The organism is Bacillus sp. TE9106W (assembly GCF_054062215.1).
Map to the genome: position 1 here is coordinate 293852 of NZ_JBSSFA010000001.1, position 19527 is coordinate 313378.

At 37.6% G+C, this 19527-nt stretch carries 17 protein-coding genes and 1 other annotated feature; of the genes, 2 read left to right on the top strand and 15 right to left on the bottom strand.

Translation table 11 applies throughout. The annotated features are described in order from the left end of the window. Window positions 1-36: 36 nt before the first annotated feature. From ACVWY7_RS01685 to ACVWY7_RS01740, 12 genes are all read right to left on the bottom strand, one after another. Complete coding sequence (locus ACVWY7_RS01685) at window positions 37-804, bottom strand: tRNA threonylcarbamoyladenosine dehydratase (protein ID WP_000903177.1); 768 nt, start codon at window positions 802-804, stop codon at window positions 37-39. A 498-nt stretch (window positions 805-1302) separates the two neighbouring features. Next, window positions 1303-3078 carry an aspartate--tRNA ligase gene (gene aspS, locus ACVWY7_RS01690; RefSeq protein WP_000840895.1) on the bottom strand — a complete coding sequence of 592 codons (1776 nt, stop codon included), beginning with the start codon at window positions 3076-3078 and terminating at the stop codon, window positions 1303-1305. Window positions 3079-3090: 12 nt separating this feature from the next. Next, window positions 3091-4362 (bottom strand): histidine--tRNA ligase, encoded by a 1272-nt coding sequence (hisS, locus tag ACVWY7_RS01695; protein WP_003161280.1) that lies wholly within the window; start codon window positions 4360-4362, stop codon window positions 3091-3093. Window positions 4363-4431: 69 nt separating this feature from the next. After that, window positions 4432-4662, bottom strand: a binding site (T-box leader). Window positions 4663-4716: 54 nt separating this feature from the next. Then, window positions 4717-4893: a hypothetical protein gene (locus ACVWY7_RS01700; protein ID WP_001242605.1), complete on the bottom strand. Its 177-nt coding sequence runs from the start codon at window positions 4891-4893 to the stop codon at window positions 4717-4719. A gap of 85 nt (window positions 4894-4978) precedes the next feature. Further along, entirely contained in the window at window positions 4979-5170 is a 192-nt protein-coding gene (locus tag ACVWY7_RS01705) for a hypothetical protein (protein ID WP_001104597.1), read from the bottom strand. A 268-nt stretch (window positions 5171-5438) separates the two neighbouring features. Beyond that, a complete protein-coding gene (locus tag ACVWY7_RS01710; RefSeq protein WP_105989263.1) occupies window positions 5439-5879 on the bottom strand; it encodes a D-tyrosyl-tRNA(Tyr) deacylase in 441 nt (146 codons plus the stop codon). A 17-nt stretch (window positions 5880-5896) separates the two neighbouring features. Continuing rightward, window positions 5897-8080: a GTP diphosphokinase gene (relA, locus tag ACVWY7_RS01715; RefSeq protein WP_001262809.1), complete on the bottom strand. Its 2184-nt coding sequence runs from the start codon at window positions 8078-8080 to the stop codon at window positions 5897-5899. A 210-nt stretch (window positions 8081-8290) separates the two neighbouring features. Continuing rightward, window positions 8291-8803: an adenine phosphoribosyltransferase gene (locus ACVWY7_RS01720; RefSeq protein ID WP_000346214.1), complete on the bottom strand. Its 513-nt coding sequence runs from the start codon at window positions 8801-8803 to the stop codon at window positions 8291-8293. Window positions 8804-8850: 47 nt separating this feature from the next. Then, the gene (recJ, locus tag ACVWY7_RS01725) at window positions 8851-11190 is read right to left on the bottom strand and encodes a single-stranded-DNA-specific exonuclease RecJ (protein WP_105989265.1); all 2340 of its coding nucleotides are present in this window, start codon (window positions 11188-11190) and stop codon (window positions 8851-8853) included. A gap of 101 nt (window positions 11191-11291) precedes the next feature. Continuing rightward, on the bottom strand, window positions 11292-12185 hold the full coding sequence (locus tag ACVWY7_RS01730) for a cation diffusion facilitator family transporter (protein ID WP_000409725.1): 894 nt from the start codon (window positions 12183-12185) through the stop codon (window positions 11292-11294). A gap of 153 nt (window positions 12186-12338) precedes the next feature. After that, entirely contained in the window at window positions 12339-14603 is a 2265-nt protein-coding gene (gene secDF / locus ACVWY7_RS01735; protein WP_001119073.1) for a protein translocase subunit SecDF, read from the bottom strand. A gap of 270 nt (window positions 14604-14873) precedes the next feature. After that, window positions 14874-15158, bottom strand: coding sequence for a post-transcriptional regulator (locus tag ACVWY7_RS01740; RefSeq protein ID WP_000886980.1), 285 nt, complete (start codon window positions 15156-15158; stop codon window positions 14874-14876). A gap of 174 nt (window positions 15159-15332) precedes the next feature. On the opposite strand from ACVWY7_RS01740, the gene spoVB reads away from it, so the two are divergent. Further along, a complete protein-coding gene (gene spoVB, locus ACVWY7_RS01745) occupies window positions 15333-16892 on the top strand; it encodes a stage V sporulation protein B (RefSeq protein WP_000198287.1) in 1560 nt (519 codons plus the stop codon). Between the two features lie 29 nt (window positions 16893-16921). Here the strand turns inward: spoVB and ACVWY7_RS01750 are convergent, their stop codons facing one another. Then, window positions 16922-17572 (bottom strand): DUF421 domain-containing protein, encoded by a 651-nt coding sequence (locus tag ACVWY7_RS01750; RefSeq protein WP_000455388.1) that lies wholly within the window; start codon window positions 17570-17572, stop codon window positions 16922-16924. A 103-nt stretch (window positions 17573-17675) separates the two neighbouring features. Between ACVWY7_RS01750 and ACVWY7_RS01755 the strand changes: the two genes are divergently transcribed. Beyond that, entirely contained in the window at window positions 17676-18059 is a 384-nt protein-coding gene (locus ACVWY7_RS01755; RefSeq protein ID WP_000349133.1) for a TIGR04086 family membrane protein, read from the top strand. A gap of 36 nt (window positions 18060-18095) precedes the next feature. Here ACVWY7_RS01755 and yajC read toward each other — a convergent pair whose 3' ends face one another. Next, window positions 18096-18356, bottom strand: a complete 261-nt coding sequence (gene yajC, locus ACVWY7_RS01760; RefSeq protein WP_001068067.1) for a preprotein translocase subunit YajC — start codon at window positions 18354-18356, stop codon at window positions 18096-18098. Window positions 18357-18383: 27 nt separating this feature from the next. Beyond that, window positions 18384-19523, bottom strand: a complete 1140-nt coding sequence (tgt, locus tag ACVWY7_RS01765; RefSeq protein ID WP_000125362.1) for a tRNA guanosine(34) transglycosylase Tgt — start codon at window positions 19521-19523, stop codon at window positions 18384-18386. Window positions 19524-19527 lie beyond the last annotated feature (4 nt).

The window sequence follows — 19527 nt, forward strand, 5'->3', positions numbered from 1 at the left end:
AAAAGCATATACCCTAGACGGATATATGCTTTCTTTTTATTCTTGCCCTACACGCTTCACTTCGACATTTTTAATGCGTTCACGCACAACGTGACTCGCCATAATTAAGCCTGCCACAGATGGTACGAATGCATTTGATGAAGGCGGTAATTTCGCTTTACGAATTTTCGCATTTTCGTCTGGTACAATTTCTTTACGTACTTCTTCACGAATTACGATTGGATTTTCGTCAGAGAAAACAACTTTCACACCTTTTTTAATGCCCTCTTTACGAAGCTTCGTACGGATTACCTTCGCAATTGGATCTGTATGTGTTTTAGAGATGTCCGCAATACGAAAACGAGTTGGATCCATTTTATTTGCTGCACCCATACTTGAGATAATTTTAATTTTACGGCGTAAACATTGTTTAATTAAATGAATTTTGAACGTAATCGTATCAGATGCATCCACTACGAAGTCTAAACCATGCTTAAAGAACTCTTCATATGTTTCATCTGTATAAAACATTTCTAGTCCAATTACTTCACACTCTGGGTTAATATCTGCGATACGCTCTTTCATTAATTCTACTTTTGAACGTCCTACAGTAGATACTAAAGCATGAATTTGACGGTTTACGTTTGTAATATCTACAACGTCTTTGTCAACTAATACGAGACGCCCTACGCCAGAACGCGCTAATGCTTCAGCTGCAAAAGAACCTACGCCGCCAATTCCTAAAATACCGACTGTACTATTTTTTAATATTTCAAGTCCTTCTTTACCGAAGGCTAATTCATTACGTGAAAATTGATGTAACATTCAGCTCTACACTCCTATTACAAAAATGGTCTACCATGTATTCTAGCGTTTTTCCGACTATTTGTATAGAAAAAGTTATAGAATTCCTAAAAATACATATTTCGAGAATGAAAACATAGACCAGAATTTTATTTCTTCCTAAATACACGTTTAACAAGGAGGTTTTAAAGAACCGAGCAGATCGAGGCGCTGAAGCCAGGAGGAACGCAGTGTAGCGTTACTACTCGAGCACCGGACTGGCATACGTAACGACGAGATGCGACAGTTATCTGAACCGGACTTTTTAAACTTCCTTCCAATACACGTTTAAAAAGGAGGATTCAGGGGGCCGAGCAGATCGAGGCACGTATGCTAGGAGGAGCGCAGTGTAGCGTTACTACTCGAGCACCGGACTAGCATACGTAACGACGAGATGCGACAGCCATCTGAACCGGACTTTTTAAACAACCTCCCAAAAAAAGTCTAGACGGCTATAGTATAACCATCTAGACTTTTTTCTTACTTCTCTTCTTTCACGTTCAACTTCAAGTTCAGCTCTTCAAGCTGTGCTTCTGCAACTGGACTTGGAGCTTCTGTTAATAAGCAGCTTGCGCTTGCTGTTTTCGGGAACGCAATTGTATCACGAAGGTTCGTACGACCTGCAAGTAACATAACAAGACGGTCTAAACCTAATGCGATACCGCCGTGTGGTGGCGTACCGTATTCGAATGCTTCTAATAAGAATCCGAATTGCTCTTGTGCTTCTTCTTGTGAGAATCCAAGTGCTTTGAACATTTTTTCTTGTACGTCACGCTCGTAAATACGAAGTGATCCACCGCCAAGCTCATAACCGTTTAATACAAGGTCATATGCTTGTGCACGTGCTTTTTCTGGTGCTGTTTCTAATAACTCAACATCTTCACGGAAAGGCATTGTGAATGGGTGGTGAGCTGCGAAGTAACGATCTGCATCTTCGTCGTACTCAAGAAGTGGCCAATCCGTTACCCATAGGAAGTTAAATTTACTTTCGTCAATTAACTCAAGCTCTTTACCTAGACGTAAACGAAGTGCGCCTAAGCTATCTGCAACAACGCTCTTCTTATCTGCTACGAATAGTAATAAGTCACCAGCAGTAGCTTCTAATGTATTCATTAACACGTTCGCATCTTCTTCACCGAAGAATTTCGCGATTGGTCCTTTTAAGCCATCTTCTTCCACTTTAAGCCAAGCTAAACCTTTTGCACCGTATACTTTTACGAATTCAGTTAATGCATCGATATCTTTACGAGAGTATTTGCTCGCAGCACCTTTTGCATTAATTGCTTTTACTTGTCCGCCGCTTTCTACAGCACTTGTAAATACTTTAAACCCACAACCTGCTGCAAACTCAGATAAGTCTGTTAGTTCCATTTCAAAGCGTGTATCTGGCTTATCAGAGCCGTAGCGAGCCATTGCATCAGCATATTTCATACGAGGGAATGGTGCGCTAACTTCTACACCTTTTGCATCCTTCATAACTTTCGTCATCATGCGCTCCATCATATCTAAAATTTCATCTTGTGTTAAGAATGAAGCCTCAATATCGATTTGCGTGAATTCTGGTTGACGATCCGCACGTAAATCTTCGTCACGGAAACAACGTGCTACTTGATAGTAACGCTCAAATCCACCGACCATAAGAAGCTGTTTAAATAGCTGTGGAGACTGTGGTAATGCATAGAATTCACCGTCATGTACACGACTTGGTACTAAATAGTCACGAGCGCCTTCTGGTGTGCTCTTCGTTAAAATTGGTGTTTCCACTTCTAAGAACTCTTCTGTATCTAAGAAGTTACGAATTGTTTTCGTTACGTCGTGACGCATTTTGAATGTGTTAAACATTACAGGACGACGTAAGTCTAAATAACGATATTTTAAACGCACATCTTCTGATGCATCTGTATCATCAGCAATAATGATTGGCGTTGTTTTCGCTGCATTTAATACGTTTACTTTCGTTGCTTGTACTTCAATACGACCTGTTGCCATATTGTCATTAATTGCGCCTTCACCACGCTCAACAACTGTACCTTCTACGTGTAATACGTATTCGCTACGAATTGTTTCTGCTACTTCTAGCGCTTCTTTTGATGTTTCTGGGTTAAATACAACTTGTACGATACCTGTACGATCACGTAAGTCGATAAAGATTAATCCACCTAAATCACGGCGTTTTTGTACCCAACCTTTTAATTGAACTGTTTGTCCAACTGCTTCTACTGTTACTTTTCCACATGCATGTGTTCTTTCAGCCACTGTAAGTTCCCCCTATATTAATTTCTCTGCTACGTATGAAGCAAACACATCTAATGCTACTTCTTCTTGTTCGCCTGTTGCCATATCTTTTAGGTTAATGATGCCTTTATCTAGCTCATCTTCCCCTAGTACAGCTACGAATTTCGCTTTTAGACGATCTGCTGATTTAAATTGTGCTTTCATTTTGCGATCTAAATAATCTTTTTCAACTGCTAATCCAGCTTTACGAAGATCAAACGCAACTTTTGCAGCATGGTCTTTCGCTTTTTCACCAAGCGCTACAACGTAACAATCAATACTATGTTCAATTGGTAATTCAATATTTTCAGCTTTTAGCGCCATAATTAAACGTTCAATACTCATCGCAAAACCGATACCTGGCATTTCTGGTCCACCGATTTCTTGTACAAGTCCGTTATAACGGCCACCACCGCTTAGTGTAGTGATCGCACCGAAACCTTCTGCTTCACTCATAATTTCAAAAACAGTGTGCTGGTAGTAGTCTAAACCACGTACTAAGTTCGGATCTTTTTCAAATGGAACATCCATCATCGTTAATAGTTCTTGAACTTTGTCGTAGTATACTGCTGAATCTTCGTTTAAGTATTCTGTAATAGATGGTGCTGTTCCCATTAATTCATGGTTACGGTCCTTCTTACAATCTAAAATACGAAGAGGGTTCTTTTCTAAACGAGATTGACAGTCAGAACAGAACTCACCGATACGTGGCTCAAAGTGTGCGATTAATGCATCACGGTGCGCTTGACGGCTCGCTGCATCACCTAAGCTGTTTAATACAACTTTAATATTTTTTAAGCCCATGCCTCGGTAAAACTCTACAGCAAGTGCAATTACTTCTGCATCAATTGCAGGATCGTTACTACCGATTGCTTCAATACCGAATTGTACGAATTGACGATAGCGACCTGCTTGTGGTCTTTCGTAACGGAACATTTGACCAATATAATATAATTTCGTTGGTTGTGTTGCGTCACCGAACATTTTGTTTTCAACGTAAGAACGTACAACAGGTGCAGTGCCTTCTGGACGTAATGTTAAACTACGCTCTCCACGATCTTGGAATGAGTACATTTCTTTTTGCACGATATCTGTCGTATCACCAACACCACGTAAAAATAACTCAGTGTGTTCAAAAATCGGTGTACGAATTTCTTTATAATTGTAACGACGGCAAATTTCGCGTGCTTGCCCTTCGATATACTGCCATAACTCAACAGTGCCTGGAAGAATATCTTGCGTTCCGCGTGGGATTTGAATAGACATATTCAGTTCCTCCTCAAATTGTTTTAATCTTAATAAAAATAAAAAAACTCCCGCCTCTACTGTTTGAACAGTAGGGACGAGAGTATTATACCCGTGGTGCCACCCTAATTGAAGCACGTATGCTTCCACTTTTTTAATAACGCTTAAATGTGCGTTCATCCCTACTAAGCGTATATGCCGTTCAAGTTGAAACCTCTAGAGTGTCATTCAATCAGTCATCATGTAGAAATGTTTTCAGCCTAAGACATTTCTTCTCTTTCCATGTGTGTCTCATTTACTCTTCTCTATCAACGGTTATATTCATATGTAAATATAAAATTACTATACGTTTGTTCAGTAGGATTGTCAAGTGCTCTAAGAACGTTCAATCTGCTTCTTTAGACGCTTTACATCTTGAAGAGAAATGCCAAACTCAGAAGCAAGTTCCATCGAAGTATTGTTTTGCTCTTTTGAAATAAAATCATGAAAATTTACGTTAAACAGTTGATTTGCACCATTTGTAACAGAATGCCCTTTTTCATTCATACGCATACGTATATCCCTCACATTCAATATGGATGTTTTACTTTTTATTGTTCCATATTGATGAAAGGGTTATACATACAAACGAATAACGTTATTCCATAACGCTCTTATATAAATAATTACCTCTTTGAATCATAAAGAATGTTGCAACCATCGCTGCCATTACAAATATTACCCAAGTACCGTAACTTAACACTGCGAAAATAATTCCTAATGCATTGAAAAGAATAGCAAAGCTAAATCGCAATAAAAATTTTAAATCTTTAAAGACTGACCAATTCATATACTATCTCCCCTTATCACACATACACTCGAATATTTTTACCATTTTTTACATTATACTATATAAGTAATGACCTAATCTATTGATTCCAAATAAACATTAACACTCGATTCACAACAATAATAATCGCAAGTCCATTCGCCAAAATAGGATGCTACACCTTCTTTTCCTTTTATCCCCTTCCAAATTCATCCTATATTAAATGAACAAAACATACAACAATGTATAAAAAAGAGAGGATGATATCATCCTCTCTTCTTAAGCAACACTATTTACTTTCCACAATTAAGGTAACCGGACCATCATTGATTAAAAAAACATCCATCATTGCTCCGAACTTCCCTGTTTCTACATGCAATCCTTGCTTACGTACTTCTTCATTAAAGAAATCATATAAACGCTCTGCATAGTCAGGTTTGGCAGCATCCATAAAGTTTGGACGTCTTCCCTTGCGGCAATCTCCGTATAATGTGAATTGCGAAATAGATAGAACTTGTCCTTCTACATCAAGTACAGAATGGTTCATCTTTCCGCTCTCATCTTCAAAAATACGTAAGTTCGCAATTTTTTCTGCAATGTAAGTTGCATCTTTTTCTGTATCTTCATGCGTAATGCCAACTAGTAATGTTAAACCGAACGGAATTTGTCCTACGATCTCACCGTCTACTGTGACAGACGCTTCTTTTGATCGTTGTAAAACAACTCTCATCTTTTCTACACTCCCTATTAATGCATCATGCGTCGTACTGCATAAATTTCTGGAACACGTTTAATGCGTTCTACTACTTTTTTCAAGTGCTGTAAGTTACGAATAGAGATTGACATATTAATTGTCGCCATCTTATTACGGTCACTTCTACCAGAAACTGCTGAAATGTACGTTTTCGTCTCTGTAACAGCTTGTAATACTTCGTTTAATAAACCACGGCGATCGTAACCTGAAATTTCAATATCAACGTTATACTCAATTTCTTTTTCAGGACTACCTTCCCACTCTACTTCTAATAAACGTTCTATCGCTTCTTCTGTATGAACATTTACACAATCACGGCGGTGAATTGATACGCCTCGGCCTTTCGTAATATATCCAACGATATCATCACCAGGTACTGGGTTACAGCATTTTGATAAACGAATTAATAAATTATCCGCACCGCTCACTTTAACGCCAGAATCCCATTTTCGAATTTTCATCGGTTTACGAACTTCTTTAACTTCAACAATCTCTTCTTCTTCACGTTGCTTACGGAACTTGTCCGTTAGTCGCGTAACAATTTGTGATGCAGTGATGCCATTATATCCAACTGCTGCAAACATATCTTCTTCATTTGCAAAGTTGAATTTTTCAGCAACACGTTTTAAATTGTCAGGAGCTAACACTTCTTTCATCTCATACTCTAGGCTACGCACTTCTTTCTCAACAAGTTCACGGCCTTTTTCAATATTTTCATCTCTACGTTGCTTCTTAAAGAATTGACGTATTTTGTTTTTTGCATGAGATGTTTGAGCTAGTTTCACCCAATCTTGACTTGGTCCATACGAATGTTTCGATGTTAAAATTTCAATGATGTCACCTGTTTTTAATTTATAGTCAAGTGTCACCATTTTCCCGTTTACTTTTGCACCAATTGTTTTATTCCCAATCTCTGAATGCACACGATATGCAAAGTCAATTGGAACAGATCCAAGTGGCAATTCCATTACATCGCCTTTCGGTGTAAAGACGAATACCATGTCAGAGAATAAATCAATTTTTAACGACTCCATAAACTCTTCTGCATTAGAAGCTTCATTTTGCCATTCTAATATTTGACGGAACCATGTAAGTTTCTTCTCTAATGTGCCTGTTGTTTCTGCTGTTTTTCCTTCTTTATACGCCCAGTGTGCCGCGATCCCGAATTCTGCAATCTCATGCATTTCTTTCGTACGAATTTGCACTTCAAGCGGATCACCTTTCGGTCCAATTACAGTCGTATGAAGAGATTGATATAGATTTGCTTTCGGCATTGCAATATAGTCTTTAAAACGACCTGGCATCGGCTTCCAGCACGTATGAATAATTCCAAGTACTGCATAACAATCTTTAATACTATTTACAACGACACGTACAGCTAATAAATCGTAAATTTCATTGAACTGTTTATTTTGCAGTGCCATTTTACGATAAATACTGTAAATATGTTTTGGTCTTCCAGAAATCTCCGGTTGAATTGCAACTTCGTCTAATTTCTCACGAATACCAGTCATTACTTCGTCTAAATACTCTTCACGTTCTGCACGTTTACGCTTCATTAAATTTACAATACGATAATATTGCTGTGGATTTAAATAGCGAAGTGACGTATCCTCTAGCTCCCATTTAATAGTACTAATTCCGAGTCTATGTGCTAAAGGTGCAAAGATTTCTAACGTTTCATTCGCAATGCGACGCTGCTTCTCTTGAGGCAAATGTTTCAATGTACGCATGTTATGAAGACGATCAGCTAGTTTAATTAAAATAACTCGAATATCTTGAGCCATTGCAATAAACATTTTGCGATGGTTTTCTGCTTGTTGTTGCTCATGAGATTTATATTTAATCTTTCCGAGCTTTGTTACACCATCGACAAGCATAGCAATTTCTTTATTAAATTCCCGTTCAATATCTTCTAATGTAATCTCTGTATCTTCTACTACATCATGTAAGAAACCTGCTGATACTGTAGCTGGATCCATGTGTAAATCAACTAAAATACCTGCAACTTGAATTGGATGAATAATGTACGGTTCACCCGATTTTCTGTATTGTTCGCTATGTGCATCGCGTGCATATTCATAGGCACGTGCTACTAGCTCAATATCTTCATCCACTAAATATTGACTTGCTTTCTCGAGTACCTGTTCAGCTGTTAGTACCTGCTCATTTGCCATCGAATCACCTTTTATTGAAAATTGACTTTATCTTTATTAAATAGAATAAATTATATTCTATCATTATAACCCAATGATTGTGAATTGTGAAAAGGAAAAGATTTTACTGACATTTCACCATAATTTTTTGTTCAATTATACAAAAGTACCCGCTCCTCTCCAAGAGATTCACGGGTACTTCTTATCACCGTAGTTTTACCTATATAGCGATTAGTATTTTTCTAATACTAATACATCGTAACCATCTAACATTTTACGACCATCTAAGTAAGTAAGTTCTACTAAGAATGCAATTCCTGCTACAACTCCGCCTAGCTCTTCAACTAGCTTAATTGTCGCTTCGATTGTTCCACCTGTAGCTAATAGATCATCTGTAATTAATACGCGTTGGCCTGGCTTAATTGCATCTTTATGGATTGTTAAAACATCTTTACCATACTCTTTACCGTAGTCAACTGTAATTACTTCACGTGGTAATTTTCCTAATTTACGAACTGGCGCAAATCCTACTTCTAATGCGTAAGAAACTGGGCAACCGATAATAAAGCCACGAGCTTCTGGTCCTACTACAAGGTCGATGTCTCTCTCTTTTGCATACTCAACGATTGCATCTGTTGCTGCTTTGTATGCTTTACCGTCGTTCATTAACGGTGTAATGTCTTTAAACACAATACCTTCTTTTGGATAGTCCGGTACAATTGCGATATGTTGCTTGAAATCCATATTTCTGAATCCTCCTCAGATCTAAAAGGTTTGTAAATACAAATCCTTTACCCTAGCTGTTCTACTTCTTTATGATTACGAATCGTTTCAAACCATGTATATAGTTGCTGATATGTGCTATAAACCAACTCTTTTTCTAATTGTAAGTGGTTCATTTTCTCACGATATGTGTTCGATTCAATTAAATCACGCTTTTGTTTTTTGTCTGCCATAAAAATGACGCCATCTTTTATTGTAACAAATTCTAACTCAAAAAACACCTGTGTCATGAAATTTACTGTATCTTTTGACCAACCTTTATGTTGACATAGTTGTTCTCCATATTGTCTTAAAGAAAATGGTGATTTTTGGCTCAAGAATGAATAGTACCATTTAAAGTGATCCCTCGTTGGAACAGTACTAAATAAATGATTATTCTCTTGATAAAATAGCGTATAAATTCGCGACGGGAACCCAACTTTAAATAGATCTCGTAATTCATCTGTTCCTTTTGGTAAATCAAGTAACACGATGTATTGCTCATCTAACTCGGTTACTTCTGATGCATGCATCATATGCTCTTTATAGTCTTCTAAAGAAAATTTATGCAATACCTCTTTAGAAAAATACACCATCGTTATTTTTTCTTTCGGAAGTTCTGCTACATTTGCTTCTACGTTACGCATACTACGCCAATCAAATAATTGCCATGCCTCTACAGCAATATCTTGTACCATTAATTGCGGTTTCTTAAAATTATTCCATTCATTGATAGACGCTTCCCCGATTACAGATACCTTTGCAACTGGAGAAATTTCTTTCGCGTACGCTCCAAATCCAAACCCGATCGTATCAAGTGTTGCCTGTCCATCACGAAGAGCCATTTTTAAATGAGAACCGTCTGATCCGATTGCACGAATACTTTCTAACTCTGCATCCTTCACCGCAATACGTGGCTTTGGATTTCCAACACCAAATGGTGCCAACTTTTGCATATCCTCGATTGCTGCAAGTGTTACGTCCTCCACTTTACAAAAAGCATCGACAGCTGTAATTGGGATAAAATCTTCTTCCGTTAAAATTTCCTCTGCTTGCTCATTTAAACGGCGGCGTAATTCATCTACATCATTCATATGTAGCGTCATTCCCGCTGCCATCGGATGTCCCCCGAAGTGTGGCAATAACTCTCTACAATCTGACAAGTTTGCAAACAGATCGAATCCTGCAATACTACGCGCTGAACCTTTTGCAGTTTCTTTTACAGGATCAATGCATAATACAATCGTTGGACGATAAAAACGTTCAACTAATTTAGAAGCGACAATTCCAATTACACCTGGATTCCATCCTTCTTTTGCAAGCACTAATACTTTATTGTCTTCAGGCGGGAAATTCGTTTCCACCTCAGCGATAGCTTCTTCTGTAATTTGCTTTACAATATCTTTTCGCAGTTTGTTCAGTTCATCAATTTCTTCAGCTAGCTCTTTCGCTTCTTCCGGCTCCTCTGATAATAAAAGATGTACAGCCGGCGTAGCATCTTCTAAACGTCCAACTGCATTAATACGAGGTGCGATTGAGAAGCCAATACTCTCTTCTGTAATTTCACTTTGCGAAACGTTAGCTACTTTAAATAGCGCCTTTAGTCCAATATTTTTCGTCATGCGCATATGTTTTAAACCGCGCTTCACTAGCAATCTATTTTCACCGTGAAGTGATACTAAATCGGCTACTGTACCAATTACTGCAATTTCTAATAAATGCTCTGGTACACGGCCCAGTAGTGCATGCGCAACTTTAAACGCAACACCAACGCCCGCTAAATAGTGAAACGGATACACACCGCCATCTAATTTCGGATGAATAATCGCAAGTGCTTCTGGCAATTCTGGTGGCGGCTCATGGTGATCTGTAATAATAAGATCTATCCCAAGTTCCTTCGCTACTTTCGCTTCATGTACAGCTGCGATACCAGTATCAACAGTAATAATAAGTGAGAATCCCGCGCTATGTGCCCAACGGAATGCTTCTTCGTTTGGTCCATAACCTTCTGTAAAACGGTTTGGGATATAAAATTCTACGTCTGCACCTAATTCTTGTAAGGCAACATATAATACAGTCGTACTACTTACTCCGTCCGCATCGTAGTCACCAAATATTAATATTTGCTCTCCATTTTGAATCGCCTTATTTACACGTTCTACCGTTCTATCCATTCCTTCTAATAAAAATGGATCATGAAATTCTTGATTTTCTGTATTTAAAAAATCTAAAATCTTATCTTCTGTATCTAGTCCTCTACCGAGGAATAACGAAACGACAAGTGGTGATAATTGTAATTTACTTGCTAATTCACTCACTCGCTCGCCATTATATTCTTTTTCTTTCCAACGCGTCTTCGGTTGTAACACGAAATCACCCCTTAACCTGTTCATTATACAAGACAGATTAAGGGGTGACAATATAATGCAAACTACGATGCAATATCTATATACTAAAATGTTAATAATGTTTAATTTGGAGAATACGGATTTATATGTACAAACACATTTTGTACGTTATCTTGTTTCATAAGCGTTTCTTTCACATGCTTTCCAATGCGATGTCCTTCTTCTACAGTAATATATGGATCTACAGAAACTTTAATATCAACAATAACGTAATGACCATGTTCCCTTGCGTATAACGAGCCGATTTTTTTCACACCATCTATTTGAAGTACGGCTTCTCTAAGCGGAATAACATCTTCCTCATGAAGAACATGATCAAGCGTTGCATGAATCGCTTCTGCCCCAATACTCCATGCCATTTTCGCAACAAGAAGTGAAACAAATAATCCCGCAATTGGATCGGCATATACAAGCCAATCTAACCCGAACTTTCCACCGATAATCGCTGCACAAATACCGATTAAAGCTGCAATTGAAGAAAATACATCTGAACGGTGCTCATATGCATTTGCAATAATTGCATCACTATTTACCCTTTTCCCTAATCGAAATTTATATTGAAACATTCCTTCTTTCACAACAATCGACAGAACGACAGCAAAAATCGTAATCCCTTTCGGTGGTTCTAGTTCTTGCGAAAAAGCTTTTATAGACGAAATTGCTATCTCAATTCCCACAATAAATAATAATACTGCAACAATAATTGCTGAAATCGATTCCGCTTTACCATGACCATACGGATGATCTTCATCGGGCGGTTGCTTCGCTGCTCGCAATCCAAACAGTACGGCTAACGAACCAATTACATCCGATGCAGAATGCACGGCATCCGCTAATAGCGCTTTACTGTTCCCAATATAACCAATTACCGCCTTTATAATCGCTAATATAATATTACCAACGATCCCGACAATAGCACCAAACTCGGCCTGTTTAAAACGTTCATCTTTTTCCATCATTAAAATCCCTTCTTTTCTTAACCTATCTTTTTATTGTAACAAAAACAGTGATAACATCACCACTTTCTTCCATTTTATCATTTCAAAGTTGCTATCTTATTGTATCCACAAACGAAAAAAGAGATGCCTCATAAAGAGACATCATCTTTTTTATACTTGCGGTTCAGATTCTACTTTCTCAACCTTCTTCTTGTTTTTTCCCTTTTTCAAACGACGGTTTTCAAGCATTAACCAAATTTGAGAGGCAACGAAAACAGAAGAATACGTACCTACAATTAATCCAACTAGTAACGCAAACGAGAAGTTACGTAGTGACTCACTACCGAAGATAAGCAATGCAATTACTGGGAATAACACTGTTAATACAGTATTAATCGAACGACCAAGCGTTTGGCGAATACTTGCATTTACGATTTCTTCTAAGTCTTTTATATCGCGAACTCGTTTTTTCTGTTTGTATAATTCACGGTTTCTATCAAACGTAACAATTGAGTCATTAATAGAATAACCGATGATTGTTAACACGGCAGCGATAAACGTTAAGTCTACCTCCAATTGGAAAATACTAAATATAACAATCATAACGAATGCATCATGTAATAATGCAAGCACTGCAGATAATGCGTACGTAAATCGGAATCGAATACTTACGTATAAAATGATAACTGCAGAAGCAATTAATACTGCGATAAATGCATTTCGTGCAATTTCTTTACCGATTGTCGGTGAAACTGTACTTACGTTTGGATCTGTACCATATTTATCGTGGAAGAATGTTTTTGTTTTCGCAATTTCATCTTTTGATAAAACACCTAATGTACGAACTGCGAATCCTTTATTGTCATCTCCAGTCGGTACAATGTTTTCTTCCTTCACATCAATGTTCAATTCTTTAAAATCTTTATGAACATCAGATACAGTAACTGATTGTTTTGACTGTAAGTCGATACGTGTACCACTTGCAAAGTCAATACCAAGATTCAATTTGAAAATTGGTAAAATAATCGCACCTGCAATTACAACTACAATCGAGAAGATAAGGAATTTATGACCGACATTTACAAAGTTAATACGATCAAATTTCGTTGGTGGATGTACTACACCTTTTGTTAACGGAATAATATCCTTTTGTTTCACACCAAAATATCCTGGTTTTTTATCGAAGTAACGGCTCTTTACAAGTAAACTTAGTAAGAAACGAGTACCGAATACGTTCGTAATAAAACCAACTAAAATACTTACGATTAAACTTGTTGCGAATCCTTTTACAGAGCTATTACCGTAAACGAATAATACACCAGCTGCTGCAAGTGTTGTAATGTTCGCATCTAAAATTGTTGCTAATGAACGATGGTTACCAGCACGGAATGCTGACATCATTGACTTACCAATTTTCAGTTCTTCTTTTAGTCTCTCGTACGTAATAATATTCGCATCAACTGCGATACCTACCCCGAGCACTAACGCCGCAATACCTGGCAACGTCAGAACTGCATGCATCCAGTTAAAGACAAGTAATGTAACGAAAATGTATAAACCTAACATAATAACCGCTACAATTCCTGGTAAACGGTAGAATACAAGCATAAATACAAAAATAAGAGCGATACCAATCGCACTAGCGAAAATTGTTTGCTCTAACGCTTGTTGACCAAACTTCGCTCCAACTGATGTTGAATACATTTCTTTTAAATCAACCGGAAGTGCACCTGCATTTAATAAAGATGAAAGTTGTTTCGCACTTTCAACTGTGAAGTTTCCACCTACGATAGATACTTCAGCTTGGTTAAACACTTGGTTTACTGTTGCTGCTGATAAGAATTTCGGATTCGGTTTTGCAGATTCTGCTTTATACGAATCTTTTCCTTCTTCAAAATCAAGCCAAATTACCATTAAATTTGTTGGTGGTGGCATTTTTGAAATTTTTTCAGTTACTTCACGGAATTTTTCAGCGCTTTTTAGTGTAAGACCTACACTCGCACGGCCTTGCTCATCAAATGTTTGCTTCGCTCCGCCACCTTTTAAATCCGTTCCATCCATAAGAAGATTGTCATCTACATCACGGAATGTTAATTTCGCTTGTGTTGACAACATTTCACGAGCTTTTTGCTGATCTTGTACACCAGCAAGCTGTACACGAATTCGATCTTGTCCTTCGATTTGAATGTTCGGCTCACTTACACCGAGAACATTGACACGATTTTCAAGAGCACCTACTGTACTTACAAGTACGTCTCGATCGATTTTATCACCTTTTTTGGCTGGTTTTACTTCATACAGAATTTCAAAACCACCGCGAAGGTCTAGTCCTAGACTAATTCCTTTTGCTATGTCTTTTCCTGCCGCACCAATTACTCCACCGATTAATAAAACGATGAGGAAAAAGGCGGCAATTCTCGTACCACGCTTTGCCATATGTACCCTCTTTCCGCTACTAACACTTCAAATAAATCTCTTACGATTCACTTTTACACGTGTGCATACGCCTAGTTAGTAGACTTCCTTTCTATAATTTTGCTAGTTCCTCACTAGCTGTGTCGGTAAGTTTTTTACAATACCTACACTTCCATTATTTGTTTTCTCTCTTCACTACCCCCTTTTTATATAATCTTAGACATAATTATTTCCTCTTTATCAATACCTATCATTATACTGCAAAAGGAAGAACAAACCAATTGCAGTCGGTTATTTATTTTCATATTCATCAAATGACCAAAGTGGCGCTTGATATGCTTCAACAGTTAAATACGTCATATATTCATTAGCTGTTACTGTTAATACGTCATTAACTAATTCATACAATCTAACATCGCTGTCTATCTTCTTCCACTTTTTCACTTTAAGAAACTTCCAAATGTCATCATCTGTTACTCGGTCGTAGCCGAACATTTGGAACTCTTCTACTTTACTTTCTAAAACGACTTGTAACTGTCCGCGGTATGATTCTACCAAAGCCTCTCTATCTAACATATTTAACATCTCCTTCTTATTTCAGCACGAAAAGTCGCTTTTAATCCCGCTCTAATGGACAGCAATAACTACTTTCAAGAGCACACTCTCTTAAATGCTTGTCATTCTTGTCTCGTACGTGCATATAAATTATTGTAAATCATTCCACTGATTTTGAGAAGGTAGGAGAAGACCATGACGAGACAAAGCTTTTTAAAAGGCGCATTTATTTTAATGATCGCCGGCTTTATTACCAAAATTCTAGGATTTATTAACCGTATTGTAATGGCACGTATTTTAGGAGAAGAAGGCGTTGGCCTTTATATGATGGCCGTCCCTACATTTATTCTAGCAATTACATTAACACAAATCGGTCTTCCTGTCGCAATCGCAAAATTTGTAGCAGAAGCGGAAGCTGTGAACGATAAACAAAAAGTTAAAAAAATATTAACAGTATCATTAGCTGTTACATCCGTTATTAGTATCATTTTAACGATTGGAATTATGCTCCTCACACCTATTTTAGCAAAAACATTATTAACTGATGAACGAACGTATTATCCATTAATGGCTATTTTACCTGTCGTTCCTGTTATTGCTGTTTCTTCTGTTTTACGCGGTTATTTTCAAGGGAAACAAAATATGAAACCTAGCGCTTACGCCCAAGTTATTGAACAAATTGTCCGTATTACAATTATCGCTATATGTATTCAATTATTTTTACCTTACGGCGTAGAATATGCTGCAGCTGGCGCTATGTTATCAGCCGTTCTCGGTGAAGTGGCATCATTATTATTTTTACTCACTTTATTCCAGCGCGAAAAACATTTATCTATACGCTCTGGATTTTTCACTACTGTAAAGGAGAGCAAGGGGACATTTTATTCTCTTATGGATATTGCACTTCCAACTACAGGAAGTCGTTTAATCGGTTCCGTTTCCTATTTTTTTGAACCTATCGTCGTTATGCAAAGCTTAGCGATTGCCGGCGTTGCTGCCTCCGTCGCAACCCAGCAATACGGTATATTAAACGGTTATGCATTCCCGCTCCTTTCACTGCCAGCCTTTATTACATACGCTCTCTCTACAGCACTCGTTCCATCTATTAGCGAGGCAATGGCAAAGAGGCAGCATAAATTAGTAGAACATCGCTTACAACAAGCTCTTCGGATTTCATTAATTACTGGTGGATGGTCAGTCGTTATATTATACGTATTTGCTTCTCCTGTTTTAACTCTTATGTATGGATCGGATAGTGCAACAGCATTCATCCAGCTTCTTGCACCTTGCTTTTTATTTCACTATTTTCAAAGTCCACTTACCTCTGTTTTACAAGCTTTAAACTTAGCACGTGCGGCCATGATGAATACATTTATTGGTGCCATCGTGAAATTAATCGTTATTTTTGTACTAGCTTCAAGGCCAGAGTTTCAAATGATGGGGGTCGCCCTTGCAATTGCAGCAAATATCGTAACAGTAACATTCCTTCATTACGCTACTGTTTTAAAGAAAATTACATTTACCATTTACGCAAAAGACTATATTTTTGGCGGACTTGCCATCGGTATCGCAGGCTCCTTTGGTTTTTACGTTCATAAGTATATAGTTTTCTCTCATTCACTTGGCATACAAACATTATGGGAAATCACTTTAACAACACTCGTTTATATTGTGCTCCTCTTCATTTTCAAACTCATTCGAAAAGAAGAGTTAAGTCGTCTACCTATCATTCGAAAGCTTTCATTTTTGAAGTGAACGGGCTTACTATTTCATATCGTAAGCCTCTAGTTTTCTTTCAAATCAACAAAAAATTGTCCATTTTGAAAGCTACAGTATAAAATTTGTGTTACATCTTTATAACCTAAGTTTTTTAATTTTTCAACGAGCCATTCATCTGTATGTTCAATCATTTGCAAATGACTAGATTGAATTTCTCCATCAATAATAAGAGGAAGAGTAAACTGCAATGCATCATCCTGCCCGCCTTTTTGTTTTTGAAAGACAGATAACTTCCCAGATGGTTCTAAAATAGCGTATTCTACATCTCGTATATCTCCCACTCCTTGCTCCCTTAATTGCATCATTAAATCATCTATATTATATCGCTGGTTTCTCATCTTTTTTTCATCAATTTTTCCAGCATTAATAATAATCGCTGGTTCGCCTTCTATTAAATGCCGAAATCGTTGAAACTTTAAAGAAATGACAGATAACATGATCTGTATACACATAAGGAAGAGCATCGGAACTAATTGATGCCAAAGTGATTTATCCGCATTTTCAATTGCGACTACAGCCAATTCACCAAGCATAATGAATACGACTAAATCTAATACACTTAATTCTCCTATTTCACGTTTACCCATAAGACGAAAGATAATTAAGATGATAATATACAAAAGCATCGTCCGGCCAATTACTGATACCCATTCCATTTCTACAGCTCCTTTTTTACGTATAGACTCCCCTATAAAAAAGAAACTAGTCTAACTTAAGCAAAAGGAAAATATGCTTGTATTAAAAAGGGGGAATGTATAAATGGATGGAACGAAAAAGTTATCAACTGCAATCGGCTTCGGTATCATTACCTTATTAATTCTCGCATCAATTACTAGCATGGTTATGGCTCTTTTATTAAAGTTTACTGATATGACTGAAGGGACGTTAGCCGTTACTATTTTTATACTAGCTCTTTTATCAATGCTTATATCCGGGTTTACTGCCGGTAAAAAAGCACAAGGGAAAGGTTGGCTAGTAGGCTTCACAACAGGACTTACATTCACCATACTTGTTTTTCTAGTTAACTATTTAGGCTTCTCTCAAACTTTATCGAACTCACAGTTACTTTATCAATTAGCATTAATGGGTGCGAGTACACTCGGTGGTATTTTTGGTGTAAATATGTCAAAACAAAATAACTAAAAAAGGCCCTGCACATTCCATGCAGGGCCTTCTTCATTAGTTTTTCACAACTTCACGAATCGCATTACGATCGAAAGTTAAGTGTGAACCGCCAGATTTAACAACGATTTTCGTCTCATCTACTGATTCAATTGTACCGTGTAAACCACCGATTGTTACGATAGCATCACCTTTTTTTAACTCACTTTGCATTTGAGCAACTGCTTTTTGACGCTTTTGTTGCGGGCGAATTAATAAGAAATAGAAAATCGCAAACATCGCAACGATCATAACGATATTCATCATACCTGGATTCATCTTTTGTTCCTCCTTTTAAATTATGTATTAGAAGTTTTTAGCATTCGGTTTATTAAAGCCATACTGTTCAAAGAATTCTTCGCGGAAATCGCCAAGACGGTCTTCACGAATAGCTTGTCTCACCTGCTCCATTAAGTTTAACAGAAAATGAAGGTTGTGATAAGACGTTAAACGAATTCCGAACGTTTCATCACATTTCATTAAGTGACGAATATACGCACGAGAATAATTTTTACATGTGTAGCAATCACAATTTGGATCAAGCGGACCGAAGTCTCTTGCGAATTTCGCATTTTTGACAACAAGGCGGCCTTCACTTGTCATACATGTACCATTTCGAGCGATACGAGTTGGCAGTACGCAGTCAAACATATCAATACCACGAATTGCACCATCGATTAATGAGTCAGGAGAACCTACTCCCATTAAGTAACGTGGCTTATTATCTGGAAGAAGTGGCGTTGTAAACTCAAGTACACGGTTCATAATATCTTTCGGCTCACCTACAGATAAACCACCTACCGCGTAACCAGGGAAGTCCATTGAAACAAGGTCTTTTGCACTTTGACGGCGAAGTTCTTCAAATTCTCCGCCCTGTACAATACCGAATAAACCTTGATCTTGTGGACGTTCATGCGCTTTTAAGCAACGCTCTGCCCAGCGACTTGTACGCTCTACAGACTTCTTCATATATTCAAAAGTAGCTGGGAATGGTGGACACTCATCAAATGCCATCATAATATCTGAACCTAATGCATTTTGAATTTCCATCGCTTTTTCTGGTGATAAGAATAATTTATCTCCATTTAAGTGGTTACGGAAGTGAACGCCTTCCTCTTCAATGCGACGGAAGTCACTTAAACTGAATACTTGGAAACCACCAGAGTCCGTTAAGATTGCACGATCCCAGTTCATAAATTTATGCAAACCACCTGCTTCACGGATGATTTCGTGACCTGGACGTAACCATAAATGATACGTATTACTTAAAATAATGCCAGAATCCATTGCTTTTAATTCTTCTGGTGACATTGTCTTAACTGTTGCAAGTGTACCAACTGGCATAAATGTTGGTGTATCAAATGAACCGTGCGGCGTATGTACACGTCCTAAACGAGCACCTGTTTGTTTACAAGTTTTAATAAATTCATAACGAATTGCTGTCATAATT